The sequence below is a fragment of the Azospirillum sp. OGB3 genome (assembly GCF_014192915.1).
Lineage (GTDB): Bacteria > Pseudomonadota > Alphaproteobacteria > Azospirillales > Azospirillaceae > Azospirillum.
The window spans coordinates 320,893-336,680 of sequence record NZ_JACHYN010000001.1; the positions used below are offsets into that span (position 1 = coordinate 320,893).

Here is a 15,788-nt window from a genome sequence, read left to right on the forward strand (position 1 = left end):
ACATCCCTGACGGCGTTCTTTGCGGCGGCGCTTAGCCGACCTTGCCGTGGCAGTGCTTGTACTTCTGGCCCGAGCCGCAGGGGCAGGGGGAGTTGCGCGGGGTGTTCGCCCAGGCGTTCGGGTCGGCGCCCGGCACCACCGAGGCGGCGGCCTCGCGGCGGACCATGCCGGCCGGCAGCGGCGCGTCGGCCGGCGGATAGCCCTGGGCGGCCCCGGCTCCGGCCTCGGCCATCGCCAGCGCCGGGTCGTCGCGGCCCTCGTGCATTTCCTGCGGCGGACGGGCGTACAACTCCTCCGGCTGCGGGGCGATGCGGATCTCGACATGCATCAGCACGGCGGTCACCTGCTCGCGCAGGGTCGACAGCATGGTCTCGAACAGCTCGAAGGCTTCCCGCTTGTACTCGTTCAGCGGGTCCTTCTGGGCGTAGGCGCGGAGGCTGATGCCCTGGCGGAGATGGTCGAGCTGGAGCAGGTGGTCCTTCCATTCCTGGTCGAGGATCTGCAGCAGCAGGCTCTTCTCCACATGGCGCATCGTGTCGGCGCCGTAGGTCTCCACCTTTTCCGCGTATTTGCGGTCGGCGGCCTCGCGGACGCGCTCCTCGATCTCCGGCTCGGCGATGCCCTCCTCCTTGGCCCAGTCGGCGACCGGCAGGTCCATGCCCAGGAGGCGGTTCACCTCCTCGTGCAGGCCGGCGATGTCCCAGGCCTCGGAGTAGGAGTTCGGCGGGATCGCCTTGTTGACCATGTTGGAGACAACCTGATGGCGCATCTCCAGAACGGTCTCGGCGATGTCCTCGGTGTCCATGATCTCGCGACGCTGCTCATAGACGACCTTGCGCTGGTCGTTCATGACGTTGTCGAACTTGAGCAGGTTCTTGCGGACCTCGAAATGGTGGGCCTCGACCTTGGTCTGGGCCTTCTCCAGCGCCTTGTTGATCCAGGGGTGGATGATCGCCTCCCCCTCCTTCAGGCCCAGGCGCTGGAGCATGCCGTCCATGCGCTCCGACCCGAAGATGCGCATCAGGTCGTCGTCCAGCGACAGGAAGAACTTCGAGGCGCCCGGATCGCCCTGGCGGCCCGAACGGCCGCGCAGCTGGTTGTCGATGCGGCGGCTCTCGTGCCGCTCCGTGCCGACGACGTAGAGGCCGCCGGCCTGCTTGACCAGCTCGCGCGCCTCGGCGACCTCGGCCTCGATCTGCTTGACCTTGGCGTCGCGCTCCGGCCCGTCCGGCAGGTTGGCCAGCTCCATCTGGATGCGCATCTCGACGTTGCCGCCGAGCTGGATGTCCGTGCCGCGGCCGGCCATGTTGGTGGCGACCGTGACGGCGCCCGGACGGCCGGCCTGGGCGACGATGTAGGCTTCCTGCTCGTGGTGACGGGCGTTCAGCACGTTGTGCGGGATGCCGCGCTTCTTCAGCAGCTCGGCGATCAGCTCCGACTTCTCGATCGAGGTGGTGCCGACCAGAACCGGCTGCTGGCGCTTGCGGGCGTCCTCGATCAGGTCGATGATCGCGTCGTACTTCTCCGACGCCTTGCGGTAGACCTCGTCGTCCATGTCCTTGCGCTGGACCGGAACGTTGGTCGGCATGTCCACGACCTCCAGGCCGTAGATCTCCGCGAACTCCGCCGCCTCGGTCATCGCCGTGCCGGTCATGCCGGCCAGCTTCGGGTAGATGCGGAAGTAGTTCTGGAAGGTGATGGAGGCCAGCGTCTGGTTCTCGCGCTGGATCGTCACCTTCTCCTTGGCCTCCAGCGCCTGGTGCAGGCCTTCCGAATAGCGGCGGCCCTCCATCATGCGGCCGGTGAACTCGTCGATGATGATGACCTTGTCGTCCTTGACGATGTAGTCCTTGTCGCGCTGGAACAGCGTGTAGGCGCGCAGCGCCTGCTGGGCGTGGTGGACCAGCGCCACGTTCTGGATGTCGTAGAGGCCGCCCGACTTCAGCAGCCCGGCCTCGGCCAGAAGCTGCTCCATATGCTCCTGCCCGGCCTCGGACAGGCTGACCGTGCGGTTCTTCTCGTCCAACTCATAGTCGTCCCGCGTCAGCTGCGGGATCAGGCGGTCCACCTGCACGTACATTTCCGACGAATCGGTGGACGGGCCGGAGATGATGAGCGGGGTGCGCGCCTCGTCGATCAGGATCGAGTCGACCTCGTCGACGATGGCGAAGTTGAAGGGCCGCTGGACCATGTCCTCCAGCCGGAACTTCATGTTGTCGCGCAGATAGTCGAAGCCGAATTCGTTGTTCGTGCCGTAGGTGATGTCGGCGGCGTAGGCGGCGCGGCGCTCCTCGTCGTCCAGCCCGTGCACGATGCAGCCGGTGGTCAGGCCGAGGAAGCCGTAGATGCGGCCCATCCAGGCGCTGTCGCGCGAGGCCAGATAGTCGTTCACGGTGACGACGTGGACGCCCTTGCCCTCCAGCGCGTTCAGATAGACGGCCAGCGTGGCGACCAGCGTCTTGCCTTCGCCGGTGCGCATCTCGGTGATCTTGCCCTGGTGCAGCACCATGCCGCCCATCAGCTGCACGTCGTAGTGCCGCTGCCCCAGCACGCGCTTGCCGGCCTCGCGCACGGTGGCGAAGGCGTCGGGCAGGATGGCGTCGAGCGTCTCGCCCTGCGACAGCCGGCCGCGCAGCCAATCGGTGCGGGCGCGCAGCGCGTCGTCGGAGAGCGCCGCCAACTCGGGCTCCAGCGCGTTGATCTGCTGGACGGATTTTTGCAGCGCCTTGACGGTGCGCGTGTTGGCGGTGCCGAAAATCTTGCGGGCGAGAGCACCGAACATGAAAACCTCGGGGGTGGAACGTCGTGAAGCCGGCTTTTTGACCGGTCTCACATAGGCCCGAAGCAAGTTTCTGTCAACGAGACCCGCCCCTTTGCCCGGCCCTTTCCGGCGCGCATCGCGGGGGTGCCGGCGCTGCGTGGAGCGTGGATCGGCGTGTGGCGCGCCCTGGAAGCACCACCGTTCCGCCGCCATATCGCCTTGAACACGGTCGAAGCAAGGGGCCGAAGGAAGGCGGCATGGCCGCTCATCACGACCGCTTGCCCCGCGCCGCGAACCCATGCTTAATCCCCCGCGGATTCGGGCGCGGGGCCGGATCGTCCGCACAGCCGCCACCAAATCAACGGCCGCCGCCAATCATAAGACGTTCTGTCATGCCATTGACCGTGACAAGACACATCCGCCGGAAGGAAAAGACTCCATGGTGAATCGAGTGTTCCGCGCCGCCCTGCTGTCGATGGCCGCCTGCGGCCTCGCGCTGGCCGCACACGCCCAGACCCCGGCGCCGACTCCGGCTCCCGCAGCCACGCCCGCTCCCGCCGCGCAGGCCGCCCCCACCACGGCGGACGCCGATCCGGTGGTGGCGCGCGTCAACGGCGAGGCGGTCCACCGCTCCGACGTCCAGCGCATGGTCGCCCAGCTCCCGCCGCAGGTGCAGCAGATGCCGCTGGAGATGATCTACCCGGCGGTGATCGAGCAGCTCGTGAACTCCAAGCTGGTGGCCGAGGCCGGCTACAAGGCCAACCTCGCCGGCACGCCGGAGGTCAAGGACGAGATCAAGCGCGCCGAGGAGCGCGCGGTGCAGCGCGCCTACATCCAGAAGGAAGTGCAGTCGCGCATCACCCCGGCCAAGCTGGACGAGGCCTATCAGGCCTTCCTGAAGCAGAACCCGGCCCAGGAAGAGGTCAAGGCCAGCCACATCCTCGTCGAGAAGGAGGACGAGGCCAAGGCGATCATCGCCCAGCTCAAGAAGGGCGGCGACTTCGCCAAGCTCGCCAAGGAGAAGTCGAAGGACCCGGTGGCCGCCGAGCAGGGCGGCGATCTCGGCTACTTCACCAAGGACACGATGGTCGAGCCCTTCGCCGACGCCGCCTTCGCCATGAAGAAGGGCGAGGTGAGCAAGGAGCCGGTGAAGACGCAGTTCGGCTGGCACATCATCAAGGTCGAGGACAAGCGCACCCAGCCGCAGCCGTCCCTGGACGAGGTGAAGCCGCAGCTCGAGCAGCAGCTCAGCAAGGACATCGTGACCAACGTCGTGGATGATCTGCGCAAGGTCGCCAAGGTCGAGACCTTCCAGCTCGACGGCTCACCGATGCCGAAGGAAGAGCCGGCCCCGGCCCCGAAGGCCGAAGAGCCGAAGAAGAACTGAGGTCCGGCACCGGTTGCCCCCACCCCGGCCCTCCCCCGCTGACGCAGGGGAGGGAGATTGATCCCCTCCCCCGCCCAGCGGGGGAGGGTTAGGGAGGGGGCAAGCGCCCGCACATCAACACCCCCTCACCCCCGCTCCACCAGCCCCACGAGCCCGTCCCCATGGCCACGACCGTCTCCCCCTTGGCACCCGCCGGCTTCCCGACGCTCCCGCCCGTCGCGGGTGTGCGCATCGCCACCGCCAACAGCGGCATCCGATACAAGGGCCGCGACGACCTGATGCTGGCCGTGCTTGACGAGGGCACGACGGTGGCCGGCGTGCTGACCAAGTCGCTGACCTGCTCCGCCCCGGTGATCTGGTGCCGCGACAGCCTCCCGCGCGGCTCGGCCCGTGCGGTCGTGGTCAACGCCGGCAACGCCAACGCCTTCACCGGCAAGGCGGGCGACGCCACCGTCCAGGCGACCGTCGAGGCCGCCGCCAAGATCGCCGGCTGCGACACCGACGAGGTCTATGTCGCCTCCACCGGCGTGATCGGCATCCCGCTGGCCGCCGACGCCATCGCCAAGGTCCTGCCGGGCATGGTCCCGGCCCTGAAGGACGACTCGGCGGCGCTGGAGGCCGGGGCGCGGGCCATCATGACCACCGACACCTTCGCCAAGGGCTCGACCCGTCAGGTCGCCATCGGCGGGACGACGGTGACGATCAGCGGCTTCGCCAAGGGCTCCGGGATGATCGCCCCGGACATGGCGACGATGCTGGGCTTCATCTTCACCGACGCGGCCATCGCCGCCCCGGCGCTGCAGTCCATGCTGTCGGAGTTCACCGAGCGCAGCTTCAACGCCATCACGGTGGACGGTGACACCTCGACCAGCGACACGCTGCTGCTGTTCGCCACCGGCAAGGCCGGCAACGCCCCGGTGACCGACGCCCAGGCGCCGGAGCTGGCCGCGTTCCGCAAGGCGCTGGAGGAGGTGATGCTCGACCTCGCGCTGCAGATCGTGCGCGACGGCGAGGGGGCGACCAAGTTCGTCTCCATCACGCTGGTCGGCGCCGAGAGCGACGCCGCCGCCAAGCGCATCGCGCTCACCGTCGCCAACTCCCCGCTGGTCAAGACCGCGCTGGCCGGCGAGGACGCCAACTGGGGCCGCATCGTCGCCGCCATCGGGCGGGCGGGCGAGCGGGCCGACCGCGACCTCATCAAGATCACCATCGGCGGCACGCTGATCTGCGCCGAGGGCATGGAGGTTCCGGGCTACGACGAGGCGCCGGTCGCCGCCCACATGAAGGGCCAGGAGATCGACGTGCACATCGACCTGGGCATCGGTGGCGGCAAGTCCCGCGTCTGGACCTGCGACCTGACCCACGGCTACATCGACATCAACGGCTCCTACCGCAGCTGAGGCCGGAGCTGAGACCGGACTTGGTGTCATGACCGGGGCGCCCCTGCCCGACCGCCTCGACACGGCGCGGCTGACGCTTCGCCCCTTCCGCCTGGAGGATGTGGAGCGTTTCGCGCCGCTGATCGGGGAGTGGGAGGTGGCGCGCTGGCTCGCCCGCGTGCCCCACCCCTACCGCCTGGAGGACGGACGCGCCTGGGTGGCCCTGGCCGCCCGCAACCGGGCGGAGCGCGCGTCGCTCGACCTGCTGGCGGTCCGCAAAGACGATGGGCAGCCGGTGGGCGGCATCGGCGTGATCCTGGCGGACGGTGAGGTCGGCTATTGGCTGGGCCGGCCGCACCAGGGGATTGGCTATGCCACCGAGATGCTGCGGGCCGTCATCCCCGCCGCCTTCGCGCTCGGCCTGACCCGCCTGTGGGCGCGGATCGCGCCGGACAATCACCGGTCCCGCCGCCTGCTGGAGACGGTCGGCTTCCTGCCGCAGGGCGCCGCCGACCATTACGAACTGACCGCCGGACGCTGGCGGTTCCTCACCCCGGAGACCGCGTGATGCCGGCCTGCTTCGATCCCTCCTCCACCCCGGCCCCCGGTTCCCTGCCGACGCTGCTCGTCGTCGCGGTGGCCCTGGTGGACGCCGACGGCCGCGTCCTGCTGGCCCAGCGCCCGCCCGGCAAGTCGCTGGCCGGGCTGTGGGAGTTCCCCGGCGGCAAGGTGGATGCCGGCGAGACGCCGGAGGCCGCGCTGGTCCGCGAGTTGAAGGAAGAGCTGGGCATCGACACGGCGGCGAGCTGCCTCGCTCCCTTCACCTTCGCCTCGCACAGCTACGAAAAGTTCCACCTGCTGATGCCGCTGTTCGTCTGCCGCGTCTGGGAGGGTGACGTGATGGCGCGCGAAGGGCAAAAGCTCGCCTGGGTCTACCCGAACCGCATGGGCGACTACCCCATGCCCCCCGCCGACGTGCCGCTGGTGGCGATGCTGCGCGACCTGTTGTAGCCGGCCGAGGAACGCCACAGTCTTTCCCTCATCGCGCGATGCGCCACCCTTGTCCCCACACCTCTTCCGGATTGCGGCTTCACGAATCGGGTGATCTGTGCCACATCATAGCCGTCGCGTTCGGGATCGCATCCCGACCACCAGATTCTGACCCGAACACCAGATTCCAAATCGTCCAGAGACGGACCCGCATCTGAACCGCATCGGCGTGGACTCGCTTTTCAATCTCAAGGCCCCTTCGGCGGAGCCGGCCCAGGACCCTGACGGCAACCCCGCCCTGGAGGTGCTGCGGTCGGTCTTCGGCTACTCCGCCTTCCGCGGGCAGCAGGCCGACATCATCGCCCACGTCATCCGTGGCGGCGACGCGCTCGTCCTCATGCCCACGGGCGGTGGCAAGTCGCTGTGCTATCAGGTGCCGGCGCTGGTGCGCGACGGCGTGACGGTGGTGGTCTCGCCGCTGATCGCGCTGATGCGGGACCAGGTGACGGCGCTGCGCGAGTTGGGCGTGCGGGCGGCCTTCCTCAACTCCTCCCTCGACGCTGGCGAGGCGCGCGAGGTGGAGCGGGCCATGGTCCGCGGCGAGATCGACCTCGTCTATGTGGCGCCGGAACGTCTGGTCACCCCGCGCTTCCTCGACCTGCTGGACCGCACCAAGCTCGCCCTCTTCGCGCTGGACGAGGCGCATTGCGTCAGCCAGTGGGGCCATGATTTCCGGCCCGAGTATCTCCAGCTCTCCATCCTGCACGAGCGGCACCCGACCGTGCCGCGCGTCGCGCTGACCGCCACGGCGGACGCACAGACCCGTGCGGAGATCAAGGAGAAGCTGGGGCTGACCGAGGCCCGCGTCTTCCTGTCCAGCTTCGACCGGCCCAACATCACCTACCGCGTCGTACCGAAGAAGAGCGAGCGTCAGCAGATGCTGGCTTTCCTGCGGGAGAACCACCCCGAAGACGCCGGCATCATCTATTGCATGTCGCGGGCAAAGGTGGAGGACACCGCCAACTGGCTGAACCAGCAGGGACGGGAGGCGCTGCCCTACCACGCCGGCCTGCCGCCGGAGGTGCGCGAGGCGAACCAGGACCTGTTCATCAAGGGCGAGGGCATCGTCATGGTGGCGACGGTCGCCTTCGGCATGGGCATCGACAAGCCGAACGTGCGCTTCGTCTGCCACCTCGACCCGCCCAAGAGCCTGGAAGCCTACTACCAGGAAACCGGCCGCGCCGGGCGCGACGGCCTGCCCGCCGACGCCTGGATGAGCTACGGCATGGCCGACGTGGTGGGTCTGCGCCAGATGCTGGAGCAGTCGGAGGCCGGCGATTCCCACCGCCGCGTCGAGCGCTCCAAGCTGGAGGCTCTGCTCGGCTTCTGCGAGACCTCCGCCTGCCGGCGCAAGGTGCTGCTGAATTATTTCGGCGAGACGCTGGAGGCGCCCTGCGGCAACTGCGACACCTGCCTTGAGCCCGTGGAGACCTGGGACGGCACGGTCGCCGCGCAGAAGGCCCTGTCGGCGGTCTACCGCACCGGCCAGCGCTACGGCGCCGGGCACCTGATCGACGTGCTTCTGGGCAACGCGACGGAGAAGGTGGCGCAGCAGGCCCACGACGCGCTGAAGACCTTCGGCTGCGGCAAGGAGCTGTCGAAGGCGGAATGGCAGTCGGTCTACCGCCAGCTCGTCGCCGCCGGCTATCTGACGGTCGATCTGGAAGGCTATGGCGGCTTCCGCCTGACCGACGCCGGCATCCCGGTCATCAAGGGCCAGCAGACGGTGAAGCTGCGCAAGGACCCGGTCGTCGAAAAGCGCCGCGGGGTCCACGACGCGTTGCGCCGCCACGTCTCCCGCGGCGGCTCCGCCCCCTCCGGCACCCTGTCCGGCGAGGGCGTGTCGCGCGCCGGCGCACGCGGCGCCCTGTCGCCGGCCGACGACGCGCTGTGGCACGCGCTGAAGGACTGCCGCACGGAACTGGCCCGCGCGCAGGGGGTGCCGCCCTACGTGATCTTCCACGACAGCACGCTGCTGGAAATGGTCGCGACGCGCCCGATGGACCGCGCCGCCTTCGCCCGACTGCCCGGTGTCGGCGCGCGCAAGCTGGAGCGTTATGCCGACCCCTTTTTGGACGTCATCCGCCAGAAAGGATAATTTTATCCATCTCCCAAAAAAGCGCTTGCGCCGGTCCGCCCCCCCGGTTAATTTCCGCGCCCACGACGCACCGACGTCGGCGCCGCAGTAGCTCAGGGGTAGAGCAACTGATTCGTAATCAGTAGGTCCGGGGTTCAAATCCCTGCTGCGGCACCACTCTAAGGCCCTGGAAGGTAACGCCTTCCGGGGCCTTTCCATATGTGGCATGACTCATCGCGCCCTTTTCCCAGCACGGCCGATGCCTCAACCGCCCACACTCACCGACCTCGCCGCCGCCTTGCGCCGGCCCGTGACGAGCGGGCGGGACCTGAAGGCCATCGAAACCCTCTGCGAGGCTTTTCTCGACCGACCCAGAGCCGAGCGGATGCGGGCGGCGCGCGAGTTGCCCCGGCTGACGCGGGGAGCGGACACCATCCTGCTGCTGTCGGCCATGGCCGCCGTATCCGGCGACCTGCGCTATTACGACGAGTTGCTCGACGCGGTGGAGGCCAACATCGCTCAATCCGGGCTGGAGGGGCTGCTGCACATCCACGCCGGCATCGGACGCCAACTCTTCCTGATGCGCATGCCCCCGGCCAGCCGCCCCGGCTTCTTCGAGGACCGGCAATTCCCCTTCTACCGCTGCATCCTCGACGAGATCCGCCGCCGTCAGGCCATCGTCCCACCCGCCCGCCGTGCCGGGGGAGCGGACACCGGACGGGTCGTGCTGGTGACAAACCAGTTCCTCTCGCTGCGTCACCAGCCGTCGCGGGACCTGCTGTCCTACGCCGCCCTGCTGGAGGACCGCTGCGGGCGGGAGGTGGTGATCCTCAACACCAACATCATGCCGACAGAGGTGCACAGCCTGTTCGTGCCCTCCTTCGCGGCGTCGGTGGAGCCCGCCTTCTCCGGCGATCAGCGGATCGAGGCGGACGGGCGCGTCTATCGGATGCTGTCCTCCGTCGAGCCCTGCGTCAGCCCCGGCAAGATCGCCTGGTTCCTGGAGGCCATCGCGGCGCTCGACCCGGACGCGGTGCTGTCGCTCGGCGGGTCCTGCGTCGTGGCCGACCTGTTGGCCGGGACGCGCCCCACCCTGTGCATCCCGACCACCAGCGGGGCCGCCCTCTCGCTCGCCGACATCGTGCTGGATTTCGGTGGCGGCACCGCCCCCGCCCACGGGCCGCTGGCCCGGTCCTGGCGGCCCTTCCGCTTCCTGCACTCGCTGGCCGGGGCCGCACCGAGGAAAGAAGGATCGCGCGCCGCCTTCGGGCTCGACGAAGGCGCCTTCGTCTGCGCCGTCGTCGGCAACCGGCTGGACGATGAGGCGGACGGCGCCTTCCTCGCCATGCTGGAGGCGCTGTTCGACCGCGTGCCGCGCGCCGTCGCCGTCTTCGCCGGACACGCCGATGACCTGCCCCGGCGGCTGGCCGCGTCCCGCCACGTTGGGCGGCTGCGGTGCCTGGGCTATGTGTCGGACATGGGCGCCCTGCTGGCGGTCTGCGACGCCTATGTGAATCCCCGGCGGACCGGCGGGGGCGCCAGCGCCGCCGAGGCCCTGGTCGCCGGGGCGGTGCCGCTGTCGCTTCCCGGCGGCGATGTCGCCAGCGTCGTCGGCCCGCGCTTCACCCTCCCCGACTACGGCGCCTTCGTCGAGCGGCTGGCCGCTCTGGCCGCCGATCCCGCCGCCCTGGCCGCCGCCGCCGCGGAGGCCCGCGTCCAAGGGTCGCGGCGCAGCGGGCCGGATGAGGCCGCCGCCGCCCTGTCGCGCCATCTCGACGAGGCGACAACGCTGTTCCGCAGCCGGCGCTCGTCGGAGACGTGATCCGGGCGACCTGAGCCGGGCCGCCGCCGTCAACCGCTTTATCGCACAGGCGGAGCAAACTCCCGGCTTGCTTTGGCGCCGGTGCCTTTCCAATATTCCGCGCTCCCCGACCGGGCGTCCGCTGGGACGCCACGGCGGGTGTCTTATTTTCTGCAACGAGGACCTTTTCATGCGCGCCTTCGACGGCCAGCATTCCGACAACGTCGCCATCAAGCGCACGCGGGAGCAGAAGCAGCTTCAGCTCCAGCAGTTGAAGGAGCAGCTCGCCACCCTGAAGTCCCACGCGGCCCCGGCGATCCGTGAAGCGCTGGTGAAGCGCATCGCCGAGCTGGACGCGGAGATGCGCCAGCCGCCGAAGCCGCCGCGCGAAGGCCGCGGCGATGGTCCGCGTGGCGAGGGGCGCGGTCCCCGTGGCGACGGCCCGCGCGGTGATGGTCCCCGTGGTGACGGCCCCCGCGGCGACCGTTCGCGCCGCGAGGGCTTCTCCCGCAGCGAGGCCTTCCGGTCGGACGGTCCCCGTAGTGACGGTCCCCGCGGCGAGGGTTCCCGTGGCGATGGCCCCCTTTCGCCCTTCGCCTCCCCGCGCCGCCGCGGCTGAACCGCGGAATCCGCCCTGACACGTCCAGCCCGATGAGTCGCCAGCCGTGAGCGAAAACGCCACCCCCGCCCGCCGCCGCCTGTTCGATCAGGCGTGGCTCCTGATGATGTTGCCGCCGCTGTTCTGGTCGAGCAACGCCGTCCTGGGCCGCGCGGTGTCGGGCGAGGTGCCGCCGGTCGGGCTGGCCTTCTGGCGCTGGACGCTGGGGATGCTGCTGGTGCTGCCCTTCGCGTGGCGGCACCTGCGGCACGACGCGCGGGCGCTGGCCGCCCAATGGCCGGTCGTGCTTCTGCTGTCGGCGCTCGGCATCGCCGTCTTCAACACCTTCCTCTATGTCGGCCTGCACACCACCACGGCGCTGAACGCGGTGATGATGCAGTCCTCCATGCCGGTGCTGATCGTGCTGATGAGCCTGGCCCTGTTCGGCGACCGGGTGACCCCATTGCAAGGGGTGGGCATCGCCGTGTCGCTGGCCGGCGCCCTGACGCTGATCGCGCGGGGCGACCCGGCGGTGCTGATCGGTCTTCAGCTCGCCGCCGGGGATTTGTGGGTGCTGGCGGCGGTGCTCGGCTACGCCGCCTACACCGCCCTGCTGCGCCGCCGCCCGGCGGTGCACGGCCTCAGCTTCATCGCCGTCACCTTCGCGGGCGGCGCGGCGATGCTGCTGCCCTTCTACCTGTGGGAAAGCGTCGGCGGGAACCCCATGCCGATCACCCCGACGGCGCTGGGGGCGGTCGCCTATGTGGCGCTGTTTCCGTCGATCGCCGCCTATCTCTGCTTCAACCGCGCCGTGGCGCTGGTCGGCGCCAACACGGCGGGGATGTGCATCCATCTGATGCCGGTGTTCGGGAGCATCCTCGCCATCCTGTTCCTCGGCGAGCAGCCCCACCTCTACCACGCCGCCGGCATCGGCCTGATCGCGGCGGGCATCCTGCTGGCGACCCGCCGGAAGGGCTGAGGCGGGGACGCACAAGGCGCCCCCGCGTCCGTCGCGCTCAGTAGCCCAGGCTGCGCGGCAGCCAGAGCGCCAGACCTGGGAAGACCACCACCGCGGCCAGCGCCAGGAACATCGCCAGGATCAGCCAGCCGACCCAGCGCACCGTGGCTTCCATGGTGGTGCCGGCGATCTTGCAGGTGACCATCAGGTTGACGGCCATCGGCGGCGAGAACTGGCCGATCGCCAGCTTCATCGTCAGGATCACGCCGAACCACACCAGGTCCCAATTGAAGTGGTTGGCGATGGGCACCAGGATCGGCAGCAGGATCAGGAAGGTGGACACCCCGTCCAGGAACATCCCGATCACCACCAGCGCCGCGATCAGCAGGGCGAGAACGCCGTACTGCCCGATGCCCAGATCGACGATGCCCCGGGCGATGGGGTCGATGACGCCCAGCGTTCCGGTCGCCCAGGCGAAGACGCCGGCCAGGGCCACCACCATCAGGATGATCGCGGAGATCTCCGCCGACTCCACCAGCACGTCGTAGACCATGCGCAGGGTCAGCGTCCGATAGATGAAGAAGCCGACGAACAGGCCGTAGACCGCGGCCACCACCGCCGCCTCGGTCGGGGTGAACAGGCCGGCGCGCATGCCGCCCAGGATGACCACCGGCGCCATCAGGCCCCAAATCGCCTCCTTGAAGGCCTTCCAGATCGACGGGCGTTTCTCGCCCTCTCGCGCGACCTCGCCGAAGCCGTTGCGGCGCGACATCCAGACCGCCGGGATGACCAGGGCCAGTCCGGCCAGAATGCCGGGGATCATGCCCGCCGCGAACAGGGCCGGGACCGACGCCTGCGGCACCATCACGCTGTAGATGATGAAGGCGATGGAGGGCGGGATCAGGATGTCGGTCGCCGCCGCGGCACCGATGACGCTGGCGGTGAAGGCCCGCGGGTAGCCTTCGCGCAGCATGGCCGCGGTCATCACCGCCCCCACCGCGGCGGAGGTCGCCGGGCCGGAGCCGGAAATGCCGCCCATGAACATCGCCACGATGATGGCCACCGCCGGCAGGGCACCCTGCCGCTTGCCGATGACGGCCAGCGCGAACTTCACCAGCCGCTCCGCCACGCCCGACCGCTCGAAAATCAGCCCGGTCAGGACGAACATGGGGATGGCGAGCAGCGGGTATTTCGCCATGCCGGTGTAGACGGTGGTCGGCAGCGACATGATGCCGAGGCCGGCGACGCCGATCACCACCGCGCCGGCCAGCGCCAGCGCCGCGCCGATGGGCACGCCGGCGATCAGCAGCGCGAAGAATCCGCCGAACAGCAGCGCGGTGATCATTGCTCGTCCCCCCGCGCGACGCGGATGCCGCGGCCCAGCGCCCGCAGCACGATCACCACCGACAGAACCGGCAGCCAGATCGAGTAGATCCACTGCGGCACGCCCAGACCGGGCGACGTCTCCTCGAACCGGTACTCGTCCCAGACCATCCGCGAGCCGTAGACGGCCAGCCCCAGGAAGACCAGCGCCGTGATGGCGATGGCGAACAGCTCGGCCCGGCGGCGCATCATCGGGCGCAGCCGGTCCACGAAATAGGTGATGCGGATGTGATGGTTGCGCACGACCGCGACCGAGGCGCCGAGCATGGTCATCACGACCATCAGGGCGATGGCGTACTCCTCCGTGAAGGCGAGCGAGATGTTGGTCAGATAGCGCGTGATCACGTTGGCGAAGGTGATCACCCCCATCGCCGCGATGGCCAGCGCCGCCAGCGCCTCCTCGATCCGGATGGGAACGCGCGGGCGCGGCTCTTCGCGCCGCGTCAGTTCGGGGTCTTCGGTCATGAACGGGTTCTCTGGACGGGGACGGGCGGGCTGGAGCGGACTTTGGAAAGGAATGACGCCCGTCCGTTGGCCGCCGGAGCGGAAGCGGACGGGCGCCGGGCAGGCTTACTTGCGGCCGGCGATCGAGGTCTCCGCGGCCTTCACGAGGTCGGGGCCGATGGTCTTGGCCCACTTGTCGTAGACGGCGCGGGTGGCGGCCTGGAAGGCCTTCTGCTGCTCGGGCGTGAGCTGCACGACCGCCACGCCCTGGCCGGCCAACTCCTTCAGCAGGCTGTCGTCCTGGGCGGTGATGCCCTTGCGGGCGATGGCGACCTCCTCCGCGGCGGCCTGGACGGCGGCGGCGCGCACCGCCTCCTGGTCCTCCTTGGACCAGCTGTTCCAGACCTCCTTGTTGACCACGAAGATCAGCGGGTCGGCGACGTAGCCCCACAGGGTCAGGTGCTTCTGGCCGAGCGTCGGCAGCTTGGCGGCGGTGAAGACGGCAACCGGGTTCTCCTGCCCGTCGACGGCGCCGGTGGACAGGGCGGGCTGCGCGTCGGCCCAGCTCATCTGCGTCGGGTTGGCGCCCAGCGCGGTGAAGGTGTCGAGGTAGAGCGGCGAGCCGACGACACGGATCTTCAGGCCCTTCAAATCCTCCGGCTTGCTGATGGCGTGCTTGGAGTTGGAGACCTCGCGGAAGCCGTTCTCGCCCCAGGCCAGCGGCACCACGTCCTTGGTGGCGAGCAGGTCGAACAGCTGCTTGCCGACCGGTCCCTGGGTCAGCGCGTCCATCGCCTTGTGATCGGGCATCAGGAAGGGCAGCGAGAAGAGGTTCAGCTCCTTCACCTGCGGCGACCAGTTGATGGTGGAGCCCACGGCCATGTCGATCACGCCCTGGCGCAGAGCGGTGAATTCCTTGGTCTGGTCGCCGTTCACCAGGGCGGAGCCGGGATACATCTTCACATTGATGCGCCCGTTGGTCTTCTCCTTGACCAGCTCGGCCCAGCGGTCGCCGCCGATGCCCCAGGGGAACGGCTTGCCCAGCACGGTGGACAGCTTGTACTCGGCCTTGTAATCCGCCGCCGCAGCACCGCTGGCGACCACGCCCGGCAGAACCATGGCGGCCAGCGCCAGACCGGCGAACAGCGCCTTCATCGACTTCATTCTTGTTTCCTCCCGCATACCGCAAACGAAAGATCGGACCGGGATCGTACAGAGGCACGCACGTCTGTTCCACGCGGAATTTGACGGCCCGCCCCCAAGCCTGGGACAATGCGGGCATGCAAATGCGGATGTTCCCAATAATCGGGGTTTTGGCGTTGGCGCTGGCCCTTCCCGCGGGGGCGGCCCTGGCGCAATCGGCAGCGCCCGCCGTCCCGCTCGGTCCCAACCCCAGCGAATGCGAGATCCAGGCCGCCCTGTTCGGCGCCGCCGGACCCGGCTGCCCATCCATCGTGATGAAGCGCCCGCCGCCCCCGCCCGTCACGGCGGCATCGCCCCCCGCCCCCGCTGCCGCACCGACTCCCGCCCCGGTGGCGGTGCCCACCCTGCCCGGGCCACCGCCGGATCCGCCTGTCGCGGCGCTGAAGGCCGGGCTGCGCGCCGCCTTCCGGATCGGCTTCGACTTCAACTCGGCGCGCATCCGCCCGGAATCGCGGGCGGTGCTCGACCGCATCGGCGCGGTGATGACGGCGCCGGAGGCGGCGACCGCCCGCTTCCGCATCGTCGGCCACACCGACGCGGTGGGCGGCGACGCGGCCAACCGGGCGCTGTCGCAGCGCCGGGCCGAGGCGGTGGCGGATTATCTGGCGGACCAGCACGGCGTGCGCCGCGACCGGCTGGACACCGCCGGGATGGGCGCGCGGGAACCGCTGCTGCCCAAAAAGCCGAAGGCCGCGGAGAACCGGCGGGTGGAGATCGTCAATCTGGGCGGGTGAGGGCTGTTCTCCT

Annotated in this window: 13 protein-coding genes and 1 tRNA gene; 10 read left to right on the forward strand and 4 right to left on the reverse strand. The window is 69.5% G+C overall.

All coding sequences use genetic code 11. The features are described 5' to 3' along the window. Positions 1 to 31: 31 nt before the first annotated feature. Positions 32 to 2,782, reverse strand: coding sequence for a preprotein translocase subunit SecA (gene secA / locus FHW79_RS01565; RefSeq protein ID WP_183177357.1), 2,751 nt, complete (start codon positions 2,780 to 2,782; stop codon positions 32 to 34). A 418-nt stretch (positions 2,783 to 3,200) separates the two neighbouring features. Here secA and FHW79_RS01570 point away from each other — a divergent pair, with 418 nt between their 5' ends. The 9 genes from FHW79_RS01570 to FHW79_RS01610 all read left to right on the forward strand — a co-directional run bounded on the left by FHW79_RS01570 (position 3,201) and on the right by FHW79_RS01610 (position 12,032). Further along, positions 3,201 to 4,148 carry a peptidylprolyl isomerase gene (locus FHW79_RS01570; protein WP_183177358.1) on the forward strand — a complete coding sequence of 316 codons (948 nt, stop codon included), beginning with the start codon at positions 3,201 to 3,203 and terminating at the stop codon, positions 4,146 to 4,148. Positions 4,149 to 4,309: 161 nt separating this feature from the next. Further along, positions 4,310 to 5,548: a bifunctional glutamate N-acetyltransferase/amino-acid acetyltransferase ArgJ gene (gene argJ / locus FHW79_RS01575; protein WP_183177359.1), complete on the forward strand. Its 1,239-nt coding sequence runs from the start codon at positions 4,310 to 4,312 to the stop codon at positions 5,546 to 5,548. A 28-nt stretch (positions 5,549 to 5,576) separates the two neighbouring features. Next, a complete protein-coding gene (locus FHW79_RS01580) occupies positions 5,577 to 6,095 on the forward strand; it encodes a GNAT family N-acetyltransferase (protein ID WP_183177360.1) in 519 nt (172 codons plus the stop codon). Further along, a complete protein-coding gene (locus FHW79_RS01585) occupies positions 6,095 to 6,538 on the forward strand; it encodes a (deoxy)nucleoside triphosphate pyrophosphohydrolase (RefSeq protein WP_051140063.1) in 444 nt (147 codons plus the stop codon). Before FHW79_RS01580 ends, FHW79_RS01585 begins: the two co-directional genes overlap by 1 nt. Before the next feature lie 208 nt (positions 6,539 to 6,746). After that, positions 6,747 to 8,675 carry a DNA helicase RecQ gene (gene recQ / locus FHW79_RS01590; protein WP_183177361.1) on the forward strand — a complete coding sequence of 643 codons (1,929 nt, stop codon included), beginning with the start codon at positions 6,747 to 6,749 and terminating at the stop codon, positions 8,673 to 8,675. Positions 8,676 to 8,756: 81 nt separating this feature from the next. Continuing rightward, positions 8,757 to 8,831: transfer RNA gene (locus FHW79_RS01595), tRNA-Thr, on the forward strand. Positions 8,832 to 8,913: 82 nt separating this feature from the next. Further along, entirely contained in the window at positions 8,914 to 10,476 is a 1,563-nt protein-coding gene (locus tag FHW79_RS01600; protein WP_183177362.1) for a glycosyltransferase, read from the forward strand. 169 nt (positions 10,477 to 10,645) lie between these two features. Beyond that, positions 10,646 to 11,074 (forward strand): hypothetical protein, encoded by a 429-nt coding sequence (locus FHW79_RS01605; RefSeq protein WP_183177363.1) that lies wholly within the window; start codon positions 10,646 to 10,648, stop codon positions 11,072 to 11,074. A 46-nt stretch (positions 11,075 to 11,120) separates the two neighbouring features. Next, entirely contained in the window at positions 11,121 to 12,032 is a 912-nt protein-coding gene (locus FHW79_RS01610) for a DMT family transporter (RefSeq protein ID WP_183177364.1), read from the forward strand. 37 nt (positions 12,033 to 12,069) lie between these two features. On the opposite strand, the gene FHW79_RS01615 is transcribed toward FHW79_RS01610, so the two are convergent. The 3 genes from FHW79_RS01615 to FHW79_RS01625 all read right to left on the reverse strand — a co-directional run bounded on the left by FHW79_RS01615 (position 12,070) and on the right by FHW79_RS01625 (position 15,002). Then, entirely contained in the window at positions 12,070 to 13,356 is a 1,287-nt protein-coding gene (locus FHW79_RS01615; protein ID WP_145701288.1) for a TRAP transporter large permease, read from the reverse strand. Beyond that, positions 13,353 to 13,859 (reverse strand): TRAP transporter small permease, encoded by a 507-nt coding sequence (locus tag FHW79_RS01620; protein ID WP_183177365.1) that lies wholly within the window; start codon positions 13,857 to 13,859, stop codon positions 13,353 to 13,355. The genes FHW79_RS01615 and FHW79_RS01620 overlap by 4 nt, the downstream gene beginning before the upstream one ends. A gap of 105 nt (positions 13,860 to 13,964) precedes the next feature. After that, positions 13,965 to 15,002, reverse strand: coding sequence for a DctP family TRAP transporter solute-binding subunit (locus tag FHW79_RS01625; RefSeq protein ID WP_183177366.1), 1,038 nt, complete (start codon positions 15,000 to 15,002; stop codon positions 13,965 to 13,967). Positions 15,003 to 15,157: 155 nt separating this feature from the next. Here FHW79_RS01625 and FHW79_RS01630 point away from each other — a divergent pair, with 155 nt between their 5' ends. Next, positions 15,158 to 15,775 (forward strand): OmpA family protein, encoded by a 618-nt coding sequence (locus tag FHW79_RS01630; protein ID WP_247884117.1) that lies wholly within the window; start codon positions 15,158 to 15,160, stop codon positions 15,773 to 15,775. The last annotated feature ends 13 nt before the right edge of the window (positions 15,776 to 15,788 follow it).

Excerpts from the sequence above, each read along its gene's own strand:
- FHW79_RS01600 (WP_183177362.1), top strand. The coding sequence starts at position 8,914 with ATGCCTCAACCGCCCACACTCACCGACCTCGCCGCCGCCTTGCGCCGG.
- FHW79_RS01605 (WP_183177363.1), top strand. The coding sequence starts at position 10,646 with ATGCGCGCCTTCGACGGCCAGCATTCCGACAACGTCGCCATCAAGCGC.
- FHW79_RS01615 (WP_145701288.1), bottom strand. The coding sequence starts at position 13,356 with ATGATCACCGCGCTGCTGTTCGGCGGATTCTTCGCGCTGCTGATCGCC.
- argJ (WP_183177359.1), top strand. The coding sequence starts at position 4,310 with ATGGCCACGACCGTCTCCCCCTTGGCACCCGCCGGCTTCCCGACGCTC.
- FHW79_RS01585 (WP_051140063.1), top strand. The coding sequence starts at position 6,095 with ATGCCGGCCTGCTTCGATCCCTCCTCCACCCCGGCCCCCGGTTCCCTG.
- FHW79_RS01580 (WP_183177360.1), top strand. The coding sequence starts at position 5,577 with ATGACCGGGGCGCCCCTGCCCGACCGCCTCGACACGGCGCGGCTGACG.
- FHW79_RS01620 (WP_183177365.1), bottom strand. The coding sequence starts at position 13,859 with ATGACCGAAGACCCCGAACTGACGCGGCGCGAAGAGCCGCGCCCGCGC.
- secA (WP_183177357.1), bottom strand. The coding sequence starts at position 2,782 with ATGTTCGGTGCTCTCGCCCGCAAGATTTTCGGCACCGCCAACACGCGC.
- FHW79_RS01625 (WP_183177366.1), bottom strand. The coding sequence starts at position 15,002 with ATGAAGTCGATGAAGGCGCTGTTCGCCGGTCTGGCGCTGGCCGCCATG.
- FHW79_RS01570 (WP_183177358.1), top strand. The coding sequence starts at position 3,201 with ATGGTGAATCGAGTGTTCCGCGCCGCCCTGCTGTCGATGGCCGCCTGC.